The following is an 18,383-nucleotide window of genomic DNA, read 5'->3' on the forward strand; positions in this document are numbered from 1 at the left end:
CCCCCCATTAATATTAATGGATCGCTGAAGTTTTTCCTAATTTTATTTATTTTAACTTCAGCGATCCCTCTACTTCAGGACTTACGCAGCGACATTTAATGTAGTGTAATGCCGGTGACACTATCGCGTTTTACACCCTACATATAGAGGCTTTGCGTAAGTCCTGTACTCAATCGCATTCAGCTTCAACTAAGCAGCAGCTGAGCTAGAGTAAGAGCCAGAGGAAGCAGAAGGACCGTAGTAATACCCGTAGTAACCGTAGTACCCGTAGTACCCGGCGGCATTGGCGTTGGTATAAGTGCTGGTGTAGCTAGAGGCGAAGTAGTTCCCGCTAGCACCGGCACTCGAATAGGCATCAGCAAATGCGTACCCACCTTCGACGCTGGTTTCTTCAGAAATGACTTCCAGTTGTGACAGATCGCAAATAAGCATAGCGTTTCTCCAATTCCACAAATTCCAAAGTGTTGACAAAAGAGCGCAAAGAGCGCATTCACCAAAGCTTCAACTAAGCAGCAGCTGAGCTAGAGTAAGAGCCAGAGGAAGCAGAAGGACCGTAGTAATACCCGTAGTAACCGTAGTACCCGTAGTACCCGGCGGCATTGGCGTTGGTATAAGTGCTGGTGTAGCTAGAGGCGAAGTAGTTCCCGCTAGCACCGGCACTCGAATAGGCATCAGCAAATGCGTACCCACCTTCGACGCTGGTTTCTTCAGAAATGACTTCCAGTTGTGACAGATCGCAAATAAGCATAGCGTTTCTCCAATTCCACAAATTCCAAAGTGTTGACAAAAGAGCGCAAAGAGCGCATTCACCAAAGCTTCAACTAAGCAGCAGCTGAGCTAGAGTAAGAGCCAGAGGAAGCAGAAGGACCGTAGTAATACCCGTAGTAACCGTAGTACCCGTAGTACCCGGCGGCATTGGCGTTGGTATAAGTGCTGGTGTAGCTAGAGGCGAAGTAGTTCCCGCTAGCACCGGCACTCGAATAGGCATCAGCAAATGCGTACCCACCTTCGACGCTGGTTTCTTCAGAAATGACTTCCAGTTGTGACAGATCGCAAATAAGCATAGCGTTTCTCCAATTCCACAAATTCCAAAGTGTTGACAAAAGAGCGCAAAGAGCGCATTCACCAAAGCTTCAACTAAGCAGCAGCTGAGCTAGAAGAAGAGCCAGAGGAAGCAGAAGGACCGTAGTAATACCCGTAGTAACCGTAGTACCCGTAGTACCCGGCGGCATTGGCGTTGGTATAAGTGCTGGTGTAGCTAGAGGCGAAGTAGTTCCCGCTAGCACCGGCACTCGAATAGGCATCAGCAAATGCGTACCCACCTTCAACTTGCTTGTCTTCAGAAACGACTTCCAGCTGTGACAAATCGCGAATCAACATAACACTCTCCTAGTACACAAATCCTTTTATCTTGGGGGAGCTTTCTCGGCTCGCCCTCTCTATATATATAGACTAACTAACCCAACTCGCTCTGTCTAGAGGTAGGCTGCCAAAATGGCAGCTTTGTCACTCAAATCCCTGGATCCCACATCCCGCCTTACTTTCAGGCATTTTACATAGAAGTATCGCCAGGAATAGCCCACCTAATTTATCAAAACTTTCACCTATGCAGGTGGCCATAATTCTTGAATTCATCCAGACATACCTAACCCGAATCGCGCTGTCAATAGGTATTCAGCCAAAATGGCAGGTTTGTCTCTCAAAACTCTGGACAGCCTATCCCGCATTACTTTCAGCAATTTTATATGTAACAGGACTTACGCACAGCCTCTATCTGTAGGGTGGGGAACGCGTGCTTCGTAACCGGCAACCACATGAAACGTCGCTGCGTAAGTCCTCTGTAAGTAACGCCCAGACTAGCCGGCCTAATTCATCAAAACTTTCCCCCCGACATCTGGCTAGAATTATTAAATTCATCCAGACATACCTAACCCGAGTCGCTCTGTCAATAGGTATTCTGCCAAAATGGCAGGTTTGTTAGAGAAAAATTTGTATCGCCCCGCCGGCTATTCTTCGGGACTTCCGCACAACTGTGGGATGAAACCGGGTTTCTGGTTCTGAAACAAGGGCTGTTGCCTCAAGACATCGCGGGAGGGAACCCAGGTTCTGCCGGCGTCCTATTCCTATCTGATTGTTTATAAAAGTCTCAAAAAGAATAGCCAACCTAATTCATCTAAACTTTAAATTAGGCAGCTAATAAGCGTTAAATTGTAAAGCTTCTGTAAAGGCAGTTCAATTGCCCACACCGGCTGTCCCAAAGCCCTCCCTCAAATGGCCAAGCAACCAGAGCCGGCTGTGCGGGATTGGGGGCAAAATCCAATCCTGAATCAATCTTCACCCAGGACATCGGCGCGGCGTGCGAACGATCAAAAGGCACTCCCGAACCGAGTCTAAACCATCGATCTGACAGATCGCGCCGCAGCACCGGCGCGAAACTGTGACATACCGGCAGGGACACATTCGCTCGCCATCTGGGAGTGACTGACAGACTCCCCCTTCATTCCCTCACCGAGCTCGTTTTCCTTAAGCAGCCGGTTGTACGTCCGGTACGGAATATACTGCAAAGGATTGTAACCGGCACAGCGCAGCATCAAAACACAAGCCCAAGAATACTTGTGTTCCTTGATCGCTCCCACTATCTGCTGGACTTGCTCGGCAGAAATGGTCTTTTCGACTTTTTTGTTAGAGATTGACCGAAACATGATAAGTCTCCCTGATGAGTACACAGCCCGTTTTACAAATCAATGCCGCCCTTTTGCAATTGCTTAATGGGGTCAAGCAACACATCCGCAATCCGGCGGCGGCGGATGACAATATCTGCAGTGGCAGTTTGGCCCGACTTAAAAGCCGTTTTGCCAGCACCTTTCAGCCGATCGCGCTCCAGAGTCACTTCCACCCGGTAAACAGCGCCCAACTTCTCATCCGGTTTGGCATCCGGCGAGATAGCAGTCACCTTCCCCTGGACAATTCCATAATCCTGATAGGGATAAGCGTCAAATTTCACCTTCACATCCATGCCGGTTTTCACAAAACCCGCCTCTCGATTCGGCAAACTCGCCTTCAGCACCAGTGGCGCATCCTTAGGCGCAATCTCCGCAACCGTTTGTCCGGGTTGCACCACCTCCCCAGGTTTGGTGACATTCAGCGACAGCACCACCCCATCCGCCGGCGCAGTCAGGAATCTGTCCTTCAGCTTTGCCTTAGCGCTATTCAACAGCGTTTGCGTCTCCGCAATCTTGGCTTTCAGCTGAGTCAGCTCAACTTCCAGCTGCTGCACCTGCTGCTGCGACTCGATTTGAGTCCGCCGCGCCTCCGCTTCCTTGCTCAAAAGCACCGCACTCAGCCGGTCAGCTTCCCCTTTCGCTCCCTCAGCTTCGCCCTCCCTTTGAGTCATCAACTGTCGGCTGTCGCGCAGCGCTTGCTCCGCTTGAAACAGCTGTTCCTTCAAATTCGTACCCTCTTGCAGCTGGCTTTGGGTAATCGCGCGCGTCGCCTGCGACAGGGATTGCTCCGCTTGAAACAGCTGTTCCTTCAAACTCGTCCCCTCTTGCAACTCATTTTTGGTAATCGCGCTCATGCGGTCCCGCAGGGTTTGCTCCGCTTGATACAGCTGCTCTTTAGCAATCGCGCCCTGTTCCACAAGCGGTTTTAACCGCTCAACCCGCTCCTTGGCGGCGTCAACATCCGCCTGCATTTGCTTGAGCAACTCCTCATTAGTGCCAGCCAGCGGTTTCAGCCGCTGCAATCGCTCCTTCGCCGCCACCGCGTCTCCCTGGAGTTGCGCCTGCAGTTCTTGGTTTGTCGCCTGCAGCGGTTGCAGCCGGTCGATACGAGCTTGATGGGCCACAGCTTGCGAGTTCAGTTGGGCCAGCAGCACCTCCGCCGCCGCCGCTTTTTCCTTCGCCGCCGCCAGCGCCGCGTTTTGAGCCTGAATCTCCGCCGCCGCAATCGCCTCACGAGTTCCGGCTTCCAGACGCGCTTTTTCCAGCAGCGTTTGCTTCTGGCTCAACTCCACCGAATACGACTTCAGTTGCTCCTCCAGACGCTTCACCTCACCGGCAGCCACCTGGGTGTCCAGTTCCACCAGCACCGCACCGGCACTCACCGGCTGGCCTTCCTTAACCGGCACACTGGCCACCTTGCCCAGCTCCACCGGATTAATCTTATAAACCTCCCCTTTCGGCACCAGCTGTCCGCGAGCCTGTCCCACCTCTTCAATTTGGCCCACCCACGCCCAAGCGGCAAAAGCAGCGCAGAACGCCATACCCCCCAGCATCACCCGAAAGGCAAAAGACGAGGGTGGCTCATCCAGCACACTCTGCAGCGAAGGCGACCAATTCCCCACCGGCACAACCGCTTTTTCCGCAGTTTCTGGCGGAGATTGCTCTGGCAAAAAAGCCAGTGTCTGGGGTGCACTTACTGCCGAAGCGATCCCCCCATAAATCGAAACTCCCTTCCCATAAGCATCGGAACAAAAATCGCCGTCGAGATCCTGCATAGAAACCCGGTTTCTATCCGGGGGCCCAACAGCTACAGCCGGCTCATTCAAAACGCTCTCCTGACTGGAGGCATTTGCCTGCATCGCGCCCAAAGGACTGGCCGTTACGAAATGTTTTCGGAAGCTAGTCTTCATCCTCTCTACTCTTCCTTCATTCAGAGTTATTGGCGCTTTCCTAATCGAACCCTGTTTGGACTCAATCAGGATTGCCACCCACTGACCTTTCCGCTGTCGTTCCCGCTCCCTTCCCGCGAAGGGCAAATTTTAGTACGCTAGGGCGCATTAAATTTCCACGCTTACATCTCTATCCCTTCCAGTCTCAGCTTTATAAAGCCGTCTTGGAGGCTCTGTCTCCTTTGGGCAGATAGGAAGATTAAAAGCAGAAAAGCCTAGCTGTCCCTCATTCCTCTCAGGAACTCACAGCGGATTGCAATCGCCCACATTAAATTTACTGCTTTTGTCGGTGACTTTGACAGTTCCATAAGTAACTTTACAGAATCTTTAAAGTTGCGGGCTGAAATTTAACTGGGAACCGCCCTTTTTTAAAGTTTTGATGAAGCTGGGTTTGCAAAAACACGGATATCGCCTTCCAGAGCCCAAATAGCCGCTGTCAGAAACTTTGTCTTTTTATAAAGCCAAGTTTCAAAACCAGGGGCTGTTCCTGCAGTGAACTCTTCTCTTAATCCCCCCTCCCCGTGAAGGGAATGGGGGGTGGGGGGGGGAGGGGTTTCCCCCTCTTGGTACAAAGCCCTTCACCCAACAACTGATGTTGGGGGTTTCCGTGGAATTACAGATCCAGCTGCTGCTGCGCTAAGTGACAGTAAAGCCCTCGCCGCGCCATCAGCTGATCGTGAGTGCCTTGCTCCACCAAAATCCCCCTGTCCAGCACAAGAATACTGTCCGCATTGCGCACTGTACTGAGCCGGTGGGCAATAATAAACGTCGTCCTGTCCCGCGACAAACGCTCCAAATTCTGCTGGAATCTCCGTTCCGATTCCGTATCCAGAGAGCTCGTCGCCTCATCCAGCACCAAAATCCTCGGATCTCCCAACAAAGCCCGAGCAATAGCAATCCGCTGTCTCTGTCCGCCAGACAGCATTGAACCCCGCTCGCCCACCTTAGTGCTGTATCCTAAAGGCATGTCCTGAATAAAAGCGTGCGCCTCCGCCAGTTTGGCCACCTCCGTGACTTGCTCCAGCGTGAATTCAGGCCGGTATAAGGTGATATTCTCCAGAATCGTTCCTGAAAACAAGAAGCACTCTTGCGGCACCACGCCCATTTGCGATCGCAGGGATTGCGGAGAAACCAGCCGGATATCGTGCCCGTCAATCTGGATGCGGCCCGAATCAGGGCGGTACAGAATTTGCAGCAGGCTGACCAAGGTACTCTTTCCCGAACCGCTGCGCCCGACAATGGCCACCGTCTGTCCCGGACGCGCCTCAAAGGAAATATTCTGTAACGTATTGCGCTCCTGCTGCGGGCTGTAGCTGAAGGTGACATTCTCGAAGCGCACCTCCCCCCGCAACCGGGGCAAACTCAGCATTTGCTGTCCGGGAGTCTCTTCGGGCTGGGCTTCAAAAACATCATTCAGCCGCTCCACCGAAATCGACACTTCTTGCATCTGGTCCCAGAGATTCACCACCGCCAGCACGGGGCTGATCACTTTGCCAATCATCATGTTGAAAGCCACAAACTGGCCAATGGTGAGCTGGTCTTGAATCACCAGGGTAGCTCCATACCACAGCAAAGCCGCACTCCCCAAGCTATTGATAGAGCCACCGGCAGCTTGCAGGACGTTGGCCAGTTTTTGGCCGCGAAACCGCGCATTCAGGGCGCTGGTAAATTGATGCTCCCAGCGCCAGCGGATTTCTCGCTCCGCTGCAGCCGCCTTGACAGTGCTGACGCCGGTGAGCATTTCTACCAGCAAGGAGTTCTGACCGGCTTCTTCGTTAAAAACGTCCCGCGACACCCGCCGCAGCAGGGGAGTCGCCACCAAAGTTAAGATGGCAATCGGGGGAATCAGAGCCAGCACCAGCACCGTCAGCTGCCAGTTGTAGTAAGCCATCAGCCCCATATAGGCAGCCCCCATCAGCATGTCCAGCCACGCCAGGACGACTTGGCGGGTGAGAAATTGCTGGATTTTCTGATTTTCCTGAACGCGGGTGATGATATCCCCCACCCGGCGCGATTCAAAAAACTTCAGGGGGAGGGTGAGGGTGTGGCTGATAAAGCCGCTAATTAGGGTGAGGTCAAAGCGGTTGGAGAAATAGTCCAGCAGGTACTGTCGGGTGGCGGTTAAGCCGGTGCTCCACACCCCAAACAGCACCAGCCCCAGCGCGAAAACATTCAGACTGCTGAAGCTTTTGCTCACCACTACTTTGTCGAGAATGAGTTGGGTGAACAGTGGGGTGACGACGCCAAAAGCCTGGATCAGCAGGGAGGCGAGGATAATTTGCCCGATCAGAGTGCGGTAGGGGGCAAGGGCGCTGGCAAACCGGCTCAGGGAGATTTTCTGAGATTCCACCTCTTGCAGGCGATCTGTGGGATCGAGCAGCAGCGCGTACCCGCTCCACTTGGCCACAAACTCTTGCCGCGAGATGGTGCGCCGGCCTATCGCTGGATCGGCAATCAGGATGCGATCGCCCTTGCAGCGGTAGACAGCGATATAGTGAATTCCCTCCCAGTGCGCGATCCAGGGGTTTTTCCGGTTTTCTAGCTTGTTCAGGGAAGCCCGCACCGGCACGGCGTGGAATCCCAGGCTTTCTGCAGCTTTGGCCAGCCCTCCCGTCAGGGACGCCCCCGACCGGCCCACATTGGCTAGCTCCCGCAGGTAGTTGAGGGTAAACCGCTTCCCCCAATACTGGCTAATCATCGCCAGACAAGCCGCACCGCAATCCGATGAGCTCTGCTGCTCAATGAAGGGATATCTCGCCAGAAAATCCAGGAAACGCCGGCTTGCCGGTTTGGCAAAGGCGACAGGGGGCGGTTGGACGCTCTGTTTTGCTCTCTCCTGTTTATTTGGCTCTGCTGTGTCCGCACCGGCAGCGGGGGACAGGTGTCCTGATTCCCTAACCGCTGACAGGTGCCGTCTGGGGGCGGGTGCCGGCTGCCGGTTGCCATTCCCGCTGCCTTCTGGTAATTTGAAATGTGCCGGTGCGACGGAGTGGGCTTGCTGCCAGTGTTCCACCGGCAGGTGATAGACGAGCAACTCTGTGGCAGCCACCCAGGAAGCCGGTGTGGCCTCCGGATAGCCCCAGCTCGTCCCAATCTCCGGCGGTTGCGAAGCCTCGCCCTGGTGCGAGATTTGCCCGCCGGCAAGCCAAAATCTGCCTTTTTCGGCGGGAGTCCGCGCTGGCAGGGATTCGCCGGCGGCAACCCGCAGTTGCGTCAAATAAGGCAGCAGTTCCTCCAGTTGCAGGCTGGAGCACCGGCGCAATTCTGTTAGAGTTTTGAAGAATATCAGGCTCTGTCGCTTGCTGGCAATGGAGCACAGGTGGTTTTGCAGATTTGGCAGTCGCTGCAAATACTGCTGGAGTGTGCCGGTGGCAATGCGAGCCACCGAAACGGCAGTGGCTGCTATAGCTCGGTAAGGCAGGGAATGGTGGCAGAATAGAGCGTCCGCGCCAAAGGTATCGCCCGCTTCCAGCACCAAGGCTGACACCTCTTGCTGTCTTTCCGCATCAAAGACAACCAGCCGCACCCGCCCGCACAAAACTAGATAAAAATCACTCTGAATATCTTGAGATTGAGTGTTTTTAGCTGAGGGGTCTGACCCTACATTAATGAACTCTTCCCCTAACTGGAAACTAAGCGCTTCAAATGCTTGGCTTAGTTCTGAAGCCATCCTGACATCACTCTGACTGGCTGTCAAAAGCTGGGCGATAGCCAGCCAGCTTGTTGAGGCGTTTGGTTCCGCACCTTCGTGACTCCCTGAGATTCCTTTCATAGCACCCATTTTGACTCCCACCACACGCTGTACTTTCGTGAAATTATCCCAACTGTTTGTTTCGGCGCAACTCATTTGTGTGAGTTATGGCCGGTGGCTGGCTCCTTTCCAGGGGAAACCCGCCCGGACTGTAAATTTTTTTGAATGGGCCAAAAGCGCGTTTCTCTGGCTTGGCTAAAGACGGTTTCACCCGAAGATAGGTTCCAGGCGCTTTCCCTAAAGTTTTCCTACTTAGCATATCTAGAGAGTAGCATTCCGGTTTAAGTTTTTTGGCTCATTTCACGGCTCATTTCACGGCTCATTTCAGGCTGCTCTTCCTGACCTGCCCAAGCTGTAGCGCGTCTTAATAATTGGGATAGCAGCAGTCCTATTGGGAACGCACATTAATGGCATGGCGCATGGCCCCAGGCGCATGGCCATTACTGAGCTGTCTGCTGCTATAAAACCTCCGCCGTTAGGGTCCGGGGAGACTGCCCCTACAGTTCTTGTCCCCAGCCGCACCCCCCGGAACAGACGGGATAAAAAGCACTCTTAAAAGAGTGTTTCTAAAGAAAAGTTAAGCCAAACTCAGTTTCTCACTCCTAGGCGTCCTTAACAATTATTTATGACTGGGCTCTAATCTATTGAGATTGAGTGTTTTACTGAGGGGTATGACCCCACATGACTCAGCGCATCCCCTCACTGGAAACTAAGCAGTTCAAATGCTTGGCTTCGTTCTGAAGGCATTCGGACATCGCTCTCACTGGCTGTCAGGAGCCGCGCGACAGCAAGCCAGCCCCATGAGGCGGTTGGCAGCAATACTGGGGAAAGTCCCGCACCTTCCTGACTCGCTAAGTTTCCTTTCATAGCACCGGTTTCACTGGCATCACACCTTCAGTTTTCTGAAAATGTTCCTGACTGTCTGTTTGGGCAAAATTCCGTTGCGTGCGTTCTGGCAAGTGGCTGCCTCCCTCCCAGGGGAAACCCGCCCGGACTGTAAATTTTTGTGCGATGGGCCAAAAGCCCGTCTCTCTTGCTTGAGGAAAGCCGGTTTGTTTTTTTTAGGGACAACTTTCAGGCGCTTTCGCTTCTGTTTACCCACCTACCGGATTAAAAAATAAGTGGACAATCCGAGGTGTAATTTCAGTTACTTAAAAACCGCTATGTTTAGGTGTTAATTTTCACGGTCAAACCCAGGATATAATTGTTTGATTTTCTCTGAAAAAGGCCAAGTGCTATCCGGCAATTTTTGCAGGACAATACCCACTCTTGAAGTGTTGGATTGCGCTCTACATGATTTGTTTTTCTTGAGTGAGGTTAGGGAGCGCAACCGCACCTCATTCTAGTGAGTTACTCCTGCGTTCTTGTACTAACCGCCTTCAACTTGCATGCCTTCAAAACCGATTTTCTGTTGTTACAAATCGCAAATCAACATAAAACTCTCCTTGGCTGCACACAAATTCTTTAATCTGGGGTAAAATTTATTTATCCGCCCTCTCTATATAACCCTAGTTGCTACCTACAGGTCTAACGATCCATATCCTCCCTTTTCCCCCTAAAAAAGGGGGCGCTTTGAGATTGTCCCCCCTTTGTTAGGGAGGGCTAGGAGATATCTCGCCGGACTTACTGGGAAGTAGGAACTTGAGTTATCTATCTTGAGTTATCTATATAGACTAGCTAAGCAAACTCGCCCTGTCTAGAGGCAGTCTGCCAAAATGGCAGAATTGTTTATAAAATATCTAGATGGCTCATCCCGCCTTAGTTTCAGCAATTTTACCTATAAGCAGCGCCAAGAATAGTCCGCCTACTTTATCAAAACGTTCCCCCAGGCATCTGGCCAGAATTATTCAATTCATCCAGACACAGCTCACTAACCTCGCGCTGTCAATAGGTATTCTGCCAAAATGGCAGGTTGCGGGGCATAAACGCAAATCTCCTAATATCCGGTTGAAAGCATATATACAAAACTCGACTGCTGGCCGTGTTTTGCGAATTTCATTTAATCGGATAATTTATCAGATAGTTTCGGTTCGAGGACGTAGCACAGGCGAGACGCCTGTGCTCCCGCGCCTGTCACTTTGCGCCTGTATTTACATGCCTGTAATTACGCGCCGGTGCTAAATTGCCGGTGCTTTTGCGCCGGTGCTGACTCGCCGGTGCGGGGAGGGGGTGGGACAGGCGGGAGGCCGGTCCTACGCCTGGAATTTGGTCAGGACGCCATAAATCGCCCAAATGGCCATAGGGCGGAGGTAGGGGCTGGCGCGAAAGGTGCCGGCGGCTGCGATCGCTTCCGGGGCGCACAATTGCAACCCGCTGTCGCAGACTTGGCGTTCTGATTGCTGTATAATGGTTGCATGAGGCTGCGCAACTGCGACCTTCGCCGCGACCGTCCTTTAGTTATCGTACCCCCATACTTGCTGCATTTCTATGAAAAGGCTTAAAAACTTTTTTCTTGTTACTGATATTGGATTCATCCTTTATTGGTTAATCACCTTATTTCATTTGCTCCCCGAGAGCTATCTATTTAAAGACTATAACAATCCCATCTTAGTCGCATGGAATTGGTCGTTTCTGCCCCTTGATTTGTTGATATCGGCCACGGGCTTTTTTAGCTTGTTTCTCTACACAAAAGGTAGGAAGAATTGGGATCGAGTGGCGCTCGTATCGTTAATCCTGACCTTTTGCTCTGGCCTTCAAGCAATTTCATTCTGGACGCTTAGAGCTGATTTTGACCTGAACTGGTGGCTGCCAAATTTATTTTTACTGCTGTATCCGATGTTCTTTATCCCTCGCTTCATATCAAATAAAATAGGGGAATGAGACTGTCTCATTCCCCTTCAGGTAAGGCAAACCGAGCGTGGCACGGGGGTCACGCTTTCGCAGACGCGCCCCAGTTAGTTTTAATGGGTTCCGCCACTCAGGTTCAAACCAATCACTCCTATTATAATCAGTCCGATTGACATTATTTTCAAGGTATTTGCAGGCTCCTTAAACCACAAAATGCCCAGAATTGCGATCAGAGCTGTTCCCAAACCTGACCAGATTGCATAAGCGACACTTAAATCGATCCTTTTAAGGGCAATCGTCAGGGAACTGAGACTGAGGACATAGAAGAGGGCCATTAAGATTGAAGGAAATATTTCAGTGAAGCCTTTTGAAAATTTCATGCAAGTGGTGCCGGCCACTTCTAGGAGGATTGCCAAAATGAGGGGAATCCAGCGCATTGAATGTAACTCCTGTTCAGATAAATGTGGTTGTCAACATGGATTTGGCGAGCGCCAAGAGCGAGAATTCAGCGGTCCTGTACTATGCTGTACTGTAATAGCGGTTTATTTTTTGGGGCAAGGGCTGCCAGAAAGCGTCCTAGCGGTTGCAGCTCTCCAGCAAGAGCTGCTGACCTGCAAAACCCTGATTTCGGTTGAAACCGCTTGGGTTGCTTCTACACTGGGCAGCGCCTAAACGGGTCAGGATATATTATAGCCTAAATTTCGCCGCTGCAACTGGCACACCGGCTAAATTGTGAGCAGCAGTTCACCGGCAAGTCTTCTCGGAGTTGCATTGAGTCAGAATTAGAAAAGATCGGCTGGGTCTGCAGAACGCAGTTTAAAGACTGTAAGCGCCCCGGCGATAAAGCACATTAAAATGGTCAGGGCGAGTACCCCAGAAGCCCTGAAAACATTCATGGCGATGGGTAATAAAGTTGCTGTGGCAGCCAACCTGTACAAGCCAAAAGATAACGCCAATCCAGGAAGATAGCCCAAAACGGCCAAAATCAAGGCTTCTTGTAAAACCACACCCAGAAAGTAGATATCTGCATACCCCATTGCTTTAAGGGTTGCATATTCAGCTAGGTGAGCGGAGACATCAGTATAAAGGATTTGATATACAATAACAGAGCCAACAATAAATCCCATGATTACGCCCAGGCCAAAGATAAAGCCAATCGGCGTGCTGCTAGCCCAGTGATCTCGCTCAAAGTCCACAAATTCCTGCTTGGTAAGCACTCTCACGTCCCCCGGCAAGTTAGCCACTAAATTATCCCGAATTTTTTTGGCATCTGCCCCAGATTTTAGGGAAATTAAGCCCACCTCTATTTGTTCTGGAGTGCGGCCTTGCAATCGGAATATTTTCCAGAAAGTCAGGTCACTTGTAATTAAATTTCCGTCAGCTGCAAAAGAACTTCCTAAATCAAATAAACCGCCCACTTTAATTCTGTGGCCGCTCACTTCAGTATAAACCGCCTGTCCTTTTTCAATTTTCTCTCCGACCTCAGCCGTGCCAAATTCAGGGCGAGAGTCCCGGTCTAGCAAAACCACATCGGGGATTTTTGTTTGGCCTATATTTTTCGCAATTCCGGGCAAGTTTAAAACTCGAATGTCGGGATTAAATCCTAAAACTAATAGCGTCCTGTTGCGGCGAGTTTCTGGGTTCCTCCACCGAATAAAATCGACGTACAGGGGGCTGGCAGACTTGACCCCATCAAACCCTCTCGCCTGGTACAGGCGACGCCGGTCGAAACTTTCCATATAGGCAATGGTTTGAGATTGGGGGCTGATTAAAAACAAGTCGGCCTGCAAACTCTTGTGGAGCTTGGTATTGCTTTCATAGAGAGCCGCTTGAAACCCCAATTGCATAAACATGAGAATGTCGGCAAAGGCAATGCCGGCCATTGCCATCAGGAGGCGCATTTTTGCGCTGCTCAGTTGCAGCCACGCTAGGGATATTCTGACAGACATCAGCCAAGCCTCTTGAAATCTCTAATGCCGGGTATGGACTTGATGAGAGAGGTCAAAGATCAATGACCACCTCTACTTGTAAATTAGTCAGTCCTGCAACTTGTTTGCTATCTGGTGGGGCGAGCCGGATTTTTACTTCCACCACCCTGACATCCAAGTCGGCGGTTGGGTCGGGATTGAAGATATTCTTTTTGCCAATTTGCGCCCCAATCTGGGTGACAGTTCCCCGCAATTTACTTGCAAGCGCCAGACTTGTAACAGTGGCCCGCTGCCCGACACGCACTTTAGTAATATCTGTTTCATAAACCTCAGCCACCACATACATTTGGTTCGTTTGACCCAGATCGGCAATTCCTCGCTCGCCGACAATTTCTCCAGGTCTAGCGTGAATTTTCAAAATCTGGCCCGCTACAGGCGAGCGCACATAGGCTAGCTCCAGGTCTGACTGAGCCTGTTTTACTGTAGCGAGGGCACTATCAATCTCCGCTTTCGCTGCTGTCACATCCACAGGACGCACTTCAGAAATCTGCTCCAGAGTCGCTTTGGCTTCCTCGATTTGCTGTTGCAGTGTTTCTTCCGTCTCAACCCTAGTAGCTGTCGCCTCCTCGATTTGCTTTCCACCGGCGGACGAAATCTTGTTGAGGGTGGCTTGCTGTTCGATGAGCTGCTGCTGGCTGGTCGCCACAATCTTGTTGAGGTTGGCTTGCGCCTCTTTGAGCTGCTCGCTAGCGGTGTCTAGTGTCAGGCGCTTACTGTCAAGCAAAGAAATGGAAATCGCACCTTCTTGGTAGAGCAGCTGGTAGCGCTCGAACTCCTTTCGAGCATTGCTGGCATCTGCCTCAAGTCGGGCAATCGTTGCCTGTTGAGCGGCAATTTCCCCTTGCAGCTGAGCCTTAAGTCGGGCAATCGTTGCCTGTTGAGCGGCAATTTCCCCTTGCAGCTGGGCTTTTAGTCGGGCAATAGTGGCTCCTTGAGTTTCTTTTTGTCCTTGCCGCTGGGCGTTAAGTCGGGCAATAGTTGCCTTTTGAGCGTCAATTTCTCCTGCTTTCGCACCGGCTTCGACTTGTGCCAGACGCGCTCGGGCAACCTTGACTTGTTCTTGCGCTTTTTCTAAAGCAGCTTGCAGCCGGGTTCGGCTGTCCAGAATGGCAATCACCTGTCCGGATTTAACCCAGTCATTCTCTTTGACAAGCAGCTCAGCCACTCGGGCACCTTCAGGGGTTGGAGTTGCGGACAGGTGAATAACTTCCCCTTCCGGTTCCAAACGCCCCAAAGCAGCAATCCCAGTCACAGCCGGCGTGCTGGGAGTTGGGGAGTTACTTTGACTCTGTTGTGCGGTTTGGATATTTGCCAGACTGTAGAAAGCGATGCCGCTGGGAACTAGCGCAGCAGCAATTGATAAGAGAATCACCCAATGACCTCCTGCTTTTAGGCACAACACATCTTTCATCTTTAACTCCGGCGCGGCTAGCCAAGCTTAACCTTTTGATCCCCTGTCAATTATTTTAGCTGCCTCAGCGCTGTCAGGGCTGCTGGGGAGTGGCTTGAATTTATTTTAACTTTTTTGCAATCGGGCTTGTTCCTTTTGACAGTGGGACTCCGGGCCGGTTCAAGAACGGACGCTCGGCAAATAAGAAGAAGATATAGGCTGCCGCCAGAATCAGTGGGTTGCCGGCAAGAAGAAGCAAGACAAACTCGCTGGTGTCTCCTAGATGCAATGGATGCAGCGCGTACTGCCAGATCAATTGTAGCAGGGGGGCGTGAATTAGGTAGAGGCTGTAGGAGAAAGTGCCAATGAATACAAGGGGTTTAAAACTTAGAAAATCGCGCAGCCTATTTTCGCCCTGACCACCGGCAGCAACCAGCAAACACAGCGTGGCAAACGCACAAAGCGTATCTAAGAAAGCAAACCGCGCCTCTGCTGTGTCGAATCCCCACACATAGCAGAAGAAGACTATCAGCAAAGTTAAACCAGCAGCAGCGAAGTGCCAGGGAAAATGCCGGCGCAGCACTGGCCACAAATCCTGTTGGGAAAACACGATGGTTGCCGCAAGCATTCCCAGCACGAAATGAAAGCACAGCCCTATAAATTGTGGCGGAATGTCTCTCACCTGCGCCCGTTCGAGCGAGAGAATAGTCGCGTAGGTAAAAAAGCCTGCAGCAATTGTTGTGCCGGTGCTGCCAAAGCGCCGCCAGCTCAGTACGAGAGGGGGAAAGCAAAGGTATAGCTGCGATTCTAAGGCAATCGACCAGAAGACATAGTTAATTTCTGTCGCAGCAATCAGGTCCTGCAACATAAAAAAGTGAGCGAGCAAGCCAACTTGTGTGACTGGCAAGCTGATATCCCACTGCGAGCCCGTCTTTGAATCAATACAAACCCAGATGAGAAATAGTGAGAGCAACAGAGCGAAGTAGTAGGGAGGCAGGATGCGCCTCGCACGCCTTTTGAAAAATTCTACTGTGCCGCCGCGCAAAGTGCCATCGCCTCGAATAACCGGCAGCATCAGGCAAAAGCCTGACAGCACGATAAACACAACTACGGCAAAATGCCCGTAATAGAGCCAGCTGGTTAAGATAAGCGTCACTCCGGTCGGTCGGTCACTGTACCCAAAGGGCGGGACAACAGCCGGCCATATTTGATACCAGGTATGGCTGACTAGCACAAACAGAGCAGCGAGAGCCCGCAAGCCGTCCAAAAAGTCAATATGTTTCCTAATAGATGGTTCTGCAGACGCCACTGCTTGTCCTCCTGCTTTCTCTACCTTTGATAATCTTTTGTAGTAGAAACGAGTGTGAGGCGATAGCCTCACTGCAAGCTGATTTTACCGACACCTTCTGAACAGATGCCGGTCAGAGCTATCTTTTTAAGCTTTGATTCCGACAAGAGCGCAGAATTCATGCCGGACAGGCACCGGCTTACCCATAGCCAAACGCCGGTCTGCATAACTGACAAACGTTCGCATAACTTCAGGAAGAAGTTTTTTATCCAAGGCGTCTATAAAGCCAGCAGCTGCACCAGATTTCGTCATGTATTCAGCCACTTCATCTCCGTTCTGACAGGGAACCAAAACTTGGCCTTCCCACGCCTCTTGGACGCGGAACTTCCCTTGCCCAAACTTCTTGACAAGATAATTCTTATCTTTGGGCAGGTTGAGGTTTACATTCTTAATCATGGCCTCCGGGAAATCGAGTATGACTTTGCTGAATAGGTCAGAAATCTCCTTCAAAGACGATGCCTTATTTTCAAGGATTCCCAAAAATCCACCCGGTTTAACCACTCTTTCGACTTCCCGGATAAACTTGCCATGATCCATATAGCAAATTCCCCAGGCACAAACCACTCCGTCAGCTGAACTATCTGCTATTCCTGACAAAAACGAGAGAGCGTCAGAGCGCACGAAGGTAATATTCGAGAACCCCTGTTCAGCGGCAGTTTCTTGATTGCGCTGCAGCATGCCGGCAGAAAGGTCTACTGCCACCACTCTCCCACGCTCTCCAACTTTCCCCGCTAACCGGTGAGTGAAAAAGCCGGTGCCGCAGGCCAAATCTAAAACATATTGCCCCTCTCCCACAGGAAGTTTTTGCAACATTCCTAACGCACTTTTGCCCAAATTTTGGGAATAATAGGCATCGTAAGACGCAGCCGCTGTATCGTAGTCTGCCGTTTGGTCTGAGTCAGCGTGACTCAGCTTGAGCATGGCTGTTCTGTAAATCAGCTTTGGCAATTTCCAAGTAGACTTCATTGATTATCCTTTGTTTGGCAAAACAATTGGTACAGGGCTCACCAGCGCTGTCCTCGCCCGGAAAGGCCGGCATTCTTTTCGCCAGTCTATTGACTGACTTTCGCTACAGGATAGCGCTGGATCTTGGCTAACTGGTCAGCAACAGCACTGACAGTGAAGCGGATTTGCTCCTCGGTATGGGTGCAAGCTAGAAAAAAGCGCAGACGCGCGGCATTATCTTTAACAGCCGGATAAATTATGGGCCGGACATTAATGCCACGCTGGAATAGCATTTGGGAGAGTTGCACGCACTGCAAAGAGTTGCCGACAATAACTGGAACCACAGGAGAGTTTTGGCTAAAACCGGTATTCAGTCCTCGCTCTCGACACAGTTTTAGAAATAGCTTCGATCGCTCGTGCAGACGTGCGACTCGCTCTGGTTCTGCCTTGATCGCCTCGATAGCGGCTAGCGCCGCCGCTGCATTTGGCGGCGACATGCCGACGCTGTAAACAAAACCCGGGGCAGTATATTTCAGGTATTCTACCACAGCTTTGCCACCGGCAATATAGCCGCCGCAACTTGCGAATGACTTGCTGAGCGTGCCCATCCACAGGTCAACATCAGCGGCAGGGATTCCGAAGTGCTCCCCGATGCCTCGCCCCCGCTTTCCCAGCACCCCTGCGGAGTGAGCTTCGTCCACCATTAAAAACACCTTATGGCGCTTTTTGACCTCGATGAACTTTGGCAGGTCGGGAATGTCGCCATCCATGCTGTAAACGCCTTCGATGACGGCAAGCACCCGTTTGTAGCGGCGGCGCTGGTTGCGGAGTATCTCATCGAGCGCTCGCCAGTCGTTGTGCGGGAATGAAAGTCGCTTGGCTCCAGACAGTTTACAGCCTTCTAGGGCGCTGTTATGAATCAATTCGTCATGCAATATCAGGTCGTCTTCACCAAATAAATGACCAATGGTCGTTACGTTCGTTGCGTGCCCCCCTACATAAACAATGCAGTCCTCAGTGCCAATAAACTCAGCCAGCTCTTTTTCTAACTGCCGGTGCAGCGGTCTTTCCCCCGACGCAACGCGGCTTGCCGATACAGATGTGCCATAGCGATCAATAGCTTCTTTAGCAGCTTGAGACACTGCTGGGTCGCCGGACATGCCTAAATAGTTGTAGCTGGCATAATTGATCAGTTGCTGACCCCCAATCTGGGTCGTGTCGCTGTTGATACCTTCATGCTCTGTGAAATATGGGTTTAAAACTCCACTCCCTTCCATCTCCTGCATTTGCTGTCGCAGATTCAGGTATTTCGGGTACAGCTCGAACCGATAGTGTTCTGGAAGAATCTCGCCAGCGCCAGCAGGCAATTCGCTCTGTTTTGGCAACATAACAGGCTGGCCTAAGCTAGAATAGCTATTCGCTTTTTCCCTGAGCAACTGCTTGAGAATGGCGCGTTTTTCTTCCAGGGATAGGGCAGAGATATTGGCGGCATTAGGGCTCAC

Annotated in this window: 16 protein-coding genes; 2 read left to right on the forward strand and 14 right to left on the reverse strand. The window is 51.4% G+C overall.

What is annotated here, in order from left to right; all coding sequences use genetic code 11:
* Positions 1–189: 189 nt before the first annotated feature.
* From OSC10802_RS0135115 to OSC10802_RS0135145, 8 genes are all read right to left on the reverse strand, one after another.
* Entirely contained in the window at positions 190–432 is a 243-nt protein-coding gene (locus OSC10802_RS0135115; protein ID WP_017721443.1) for a hypothetical protein, read from the reverse strand.
* Between the two features lie 73 nt (positions 433–505).
* Entirely contained in the window at positions 506–748 is a 243-nt protein-coding gene (locus OSC10802_RS0135120; RefSeq protein WP_017721443.1) for a hypothetical protein, read from the reverse strand.
* A gap of 73 nt (positions 749–821) precedes the next feature.
* Entirely contained in the window at positions 822–1,064 is a 243-nt protein-coding gene (locus OSC10802_RS0135125) for a hypothetical protein (protein ID WP_017721443.1), read from the reverse strand.
* 73 nt (positions 1,065–1,137) lie between these two features.
* Positions 1,138–1,380 (reverse strand): hypothetical protein, encoded by a 243-nt coding sequence (locus tag OSC10802_RS0135130; RefSeq protein ID WP_017721444.1) that lies wholly within the window; start codon positions 1,378–1,380, stop codon positions 1,138–1,140.
* 823 nt (positions 1,381–2,203) lie between these two features.
* Positions 2,204–2,377 carry a hypothetical protein gene (locus OSC10802_RS52110; protein ID WP_155969130.1) on the reverse strand — a complete coding sequence of 58 codons (174 nt, stop codon included), beginning with the start codon at positions 2,375–2,377 and terminating at the stop codon, positions 2,204–2,206.
* 13 nt (positions 2,378–2,390) lie between these two features.
* Complete coding sequence (locus tag OSC10802_RS52115; protein WP_017721445.1) at positions 2,391–2,702, reverse strand: HetP family heterocyst commitment protein; 312 nt, start codon at positions 2,700–2,702, stop codon at positions 2,391–2,393.
* A 32-nt stretch (positions 2,703–2,734) separates the two neighbouring features.
* Complete coding sequence (locus tag OSC10802_RS0135140) at positions 2,735–4,633, reverse strand: beta-barrel domain-containing protein (protein ID WP_155969132.1); 1,899 nt, start codon at positions 4,631–4,633, stop codon at positions 2,735–2,737.
* Positions 4,634–5,285: 652 nt separating this feature from the next.
* The gene (locus tag OSC10802_RS0135145; RefSeq protein ID WP_026099082.1) at positions 5,286–8,444 is read right to left on the reverse strand and encodes an ABC transporter transmembrane domain-containing protein; all 3,159 of its coding nucleotides are present in this window, start codon (positions 8,442–8,444) and stop codon (positions 5,286–5,288) included.
* A 2,057-nt stretch (positions 8,445–10,501) separates the two neighbouring features.
* Between OSC10802_RS0135145 and OSC10802_RS55230 the strand changes: the two genes are divergently transcribed.
* Positions 10,502–10,759, forward strand: a complete 258-nt coding sequence (locus OSC10802_RS55230) for a hypothetical protein (RefSeq protein WP_155969136.1) — start codon at positions 10,502–10,504, stop codon at positions 10,757–10,759.
* Between the two features lie 91 nt (positions 10,760–10,850).
* Complete coding sequence (locus tag OSC10802_RS56880; protein ID WP_017721452.1) at positions 10,851–11,243, forward strand: YvaD family protein; 393 nt, start codon at positions 10,851–10,853, stop codon at positions 11,241–11,243.
* Positions 11,244–11,323: 80 nt separating this feature from the next.
* On the opposite strand, the gene OSC10802_RS0135170 is transcribed toward OSC10802_RS56880, so the two are convergent.
* The 6 genes from OSC10802_RS0135170 to OSC10802_RS0135200 all read right to left on the reverse strand — a co-directional run bounded on the left by OSC10802_RS0135170 (position 11,324) and on the right by OSC10802_RS0135200 (position 18,383).
* Positions 11,324–11,647, reverse strand: a complete 324-nt coding sequence (locus OSC10802_RS0135170) for a DMT family transporter (protein ID WP_017721453.1) — start codon at positions 11,645–11,647, stop codon at positions 11,324–11,326.
* Positions 11,648–11,992: 345 nt separating this feature from the next.
* Positions 11,993–13,159: an ABC transporter permease DevC gene (devC, locus tag OSC10802_RS0135180; protein ID WP_017721455.1), complete on the reverse strand. Its 1,167-nt coding sequence runs from the start codon at positions 13,157–13,159 to the stop codon at positions 11,993–11,995.
* A 52-nt stretch (positions 13,160–13,211) separates the two neighbouring features.
* Positions 13,212–14,570: an ABC exporter membrane fusion protein gene (locus OSC10802_RS0135185; RefSeq protein WP_232731894.1), complete on the reverse strand. Its 1,359-nt coding sequence runs from the start codon at positions 14,568–14,570 to the stop codon at positions 13,212–13,214.
* Positions 14,571–14,709: 139 nt separating this feature from the next.
* Positions 14,710–15,897, reverse strand: coding sequence for an acyltransferase family protein (locus OSC10802_RS0135190; RefSeq protein WP_017721457.1), 1,188 nt, complete (start codon positions 15,895–15,897; stop codon positions 14,710–14,712).
* 126 nt (positions 15,898–16,023) lie between these two features.
* Entirely contained in the window at positions 16,024–16,902 is an 879-nt protein-coding gene (locus tag OSC10802_RS0135195; protein ID WP_017721458.1) for a class I SAM-dependent methyltransferase, read from the reverse strand.
* An 86-nt stretch (positions 16,903–16,988) separates the two neighbouring features.
* Complete coding sequence (locus tag OSC10802_RS0135200; protein WP_017721459.1) at positions 16,989–18,383, reverse strand: aminotransferase class I/II-fold pyridoxal phosphate-dependent enzyme; 1,395 nt, start codon at positions 18,381–18,383, stop codon at positions 16,989–16,991.

This window comes from Kamptonema formosum PCC 10802 (assembly GCF_000332335.1).
GTDB lineage: Bacteria > Cyanobacteriota > Cyanobacteriia > Cyanobacteriales > Oscillatoriaceae > Oscillatoria.

What these genes read in the sequence shown, in the direction of transcription:
- OSC10802_RS0135115 (WP_017721443.1), bottom strand. Translation starts at nt 432, where the DNA reads ATGCTTATTTGCGATCTGTCACAACTGGAAGTCATTTCTGAAGAAACC.
- OSC10802_RS0135120 (WP_017721443.1), bottom strand. Translation starts at nt 748, where the DNA reads ATGCTTATTTGCGATCTGTCACAACTGGAAGTCATTTCTGAAGAAACC.
- OSC10802_RS0135125 (WP_017721443.1), bottom strand. Translation starts at nt 1,064, where the DNA reads ATGCTTATTTGCGATCTGTCACAACTGGAAGTCATTTCTGAAGAAACC.
- OSC10802_RS0135130 (WP_017721444.1), bottom strand. Translation starts at nt 1,380, where the DNA reads ATGTTGATTCGCGATTTGTCACAGCTGGAAGTCGTTTCTGAAGACAAG.
- OSC10802_RS52115 (WP_017721445.1), bottom strand. Translation starts at nt 2,702, where the DNA reads ATGTTTCGGTCAATCTCTAACAAAAAAGTCGAAAAGACCATTTCTGCC.
- OSC10802_RS0135140 (WP_155969132.1), bottom strand. Translation starts at nt 4,633, where the DNA reads ATGAAGACTAGCTTCCGAAAACATTTCGTAACGGCCAGTCCTTTGGGC.
- OSC10802_RS0135145 (WP_026099082.1), bottom strand. Translation starts at nt 8,444, where the DNA reads ATGAAAGGAATCTCAGGGAGTCACGAAGGTGCGGAACCAAACGCCTCA.
- OSC10802_RS56880 (WP_017721452.1), top strand. Translation starts at nt 10,851, where the DNA reads ATGAAAAGGCTTAAAAACTTTTTTCTTGTTACTGATATTGGATTCATC.
- OSC10802_RS0135170 (WP_017721453.1), bottom strand. Translation starts at nt 11,647, where the DNA reads ATGCGCTGGATTCCCCTCATTTTGGCAATCCTCCTAGAAGTGGCCGGC.
- devC (WP_017721455.1), bottom strand. Translation starts at nt 13,159, where the DNA reads ATGTCTGTCAGAATATCCCTAGCGTGGCTGCAACTGAGCAGCGCAAAA.
- OSC10802_RS0135195 (WP_017721458.1), bottom strand. Translation starts at nt 16,902, where the DNA reads ATGAAGTCTACTTGGAAATTGCCAAAGCTGATTTACAGAACAGCCATG.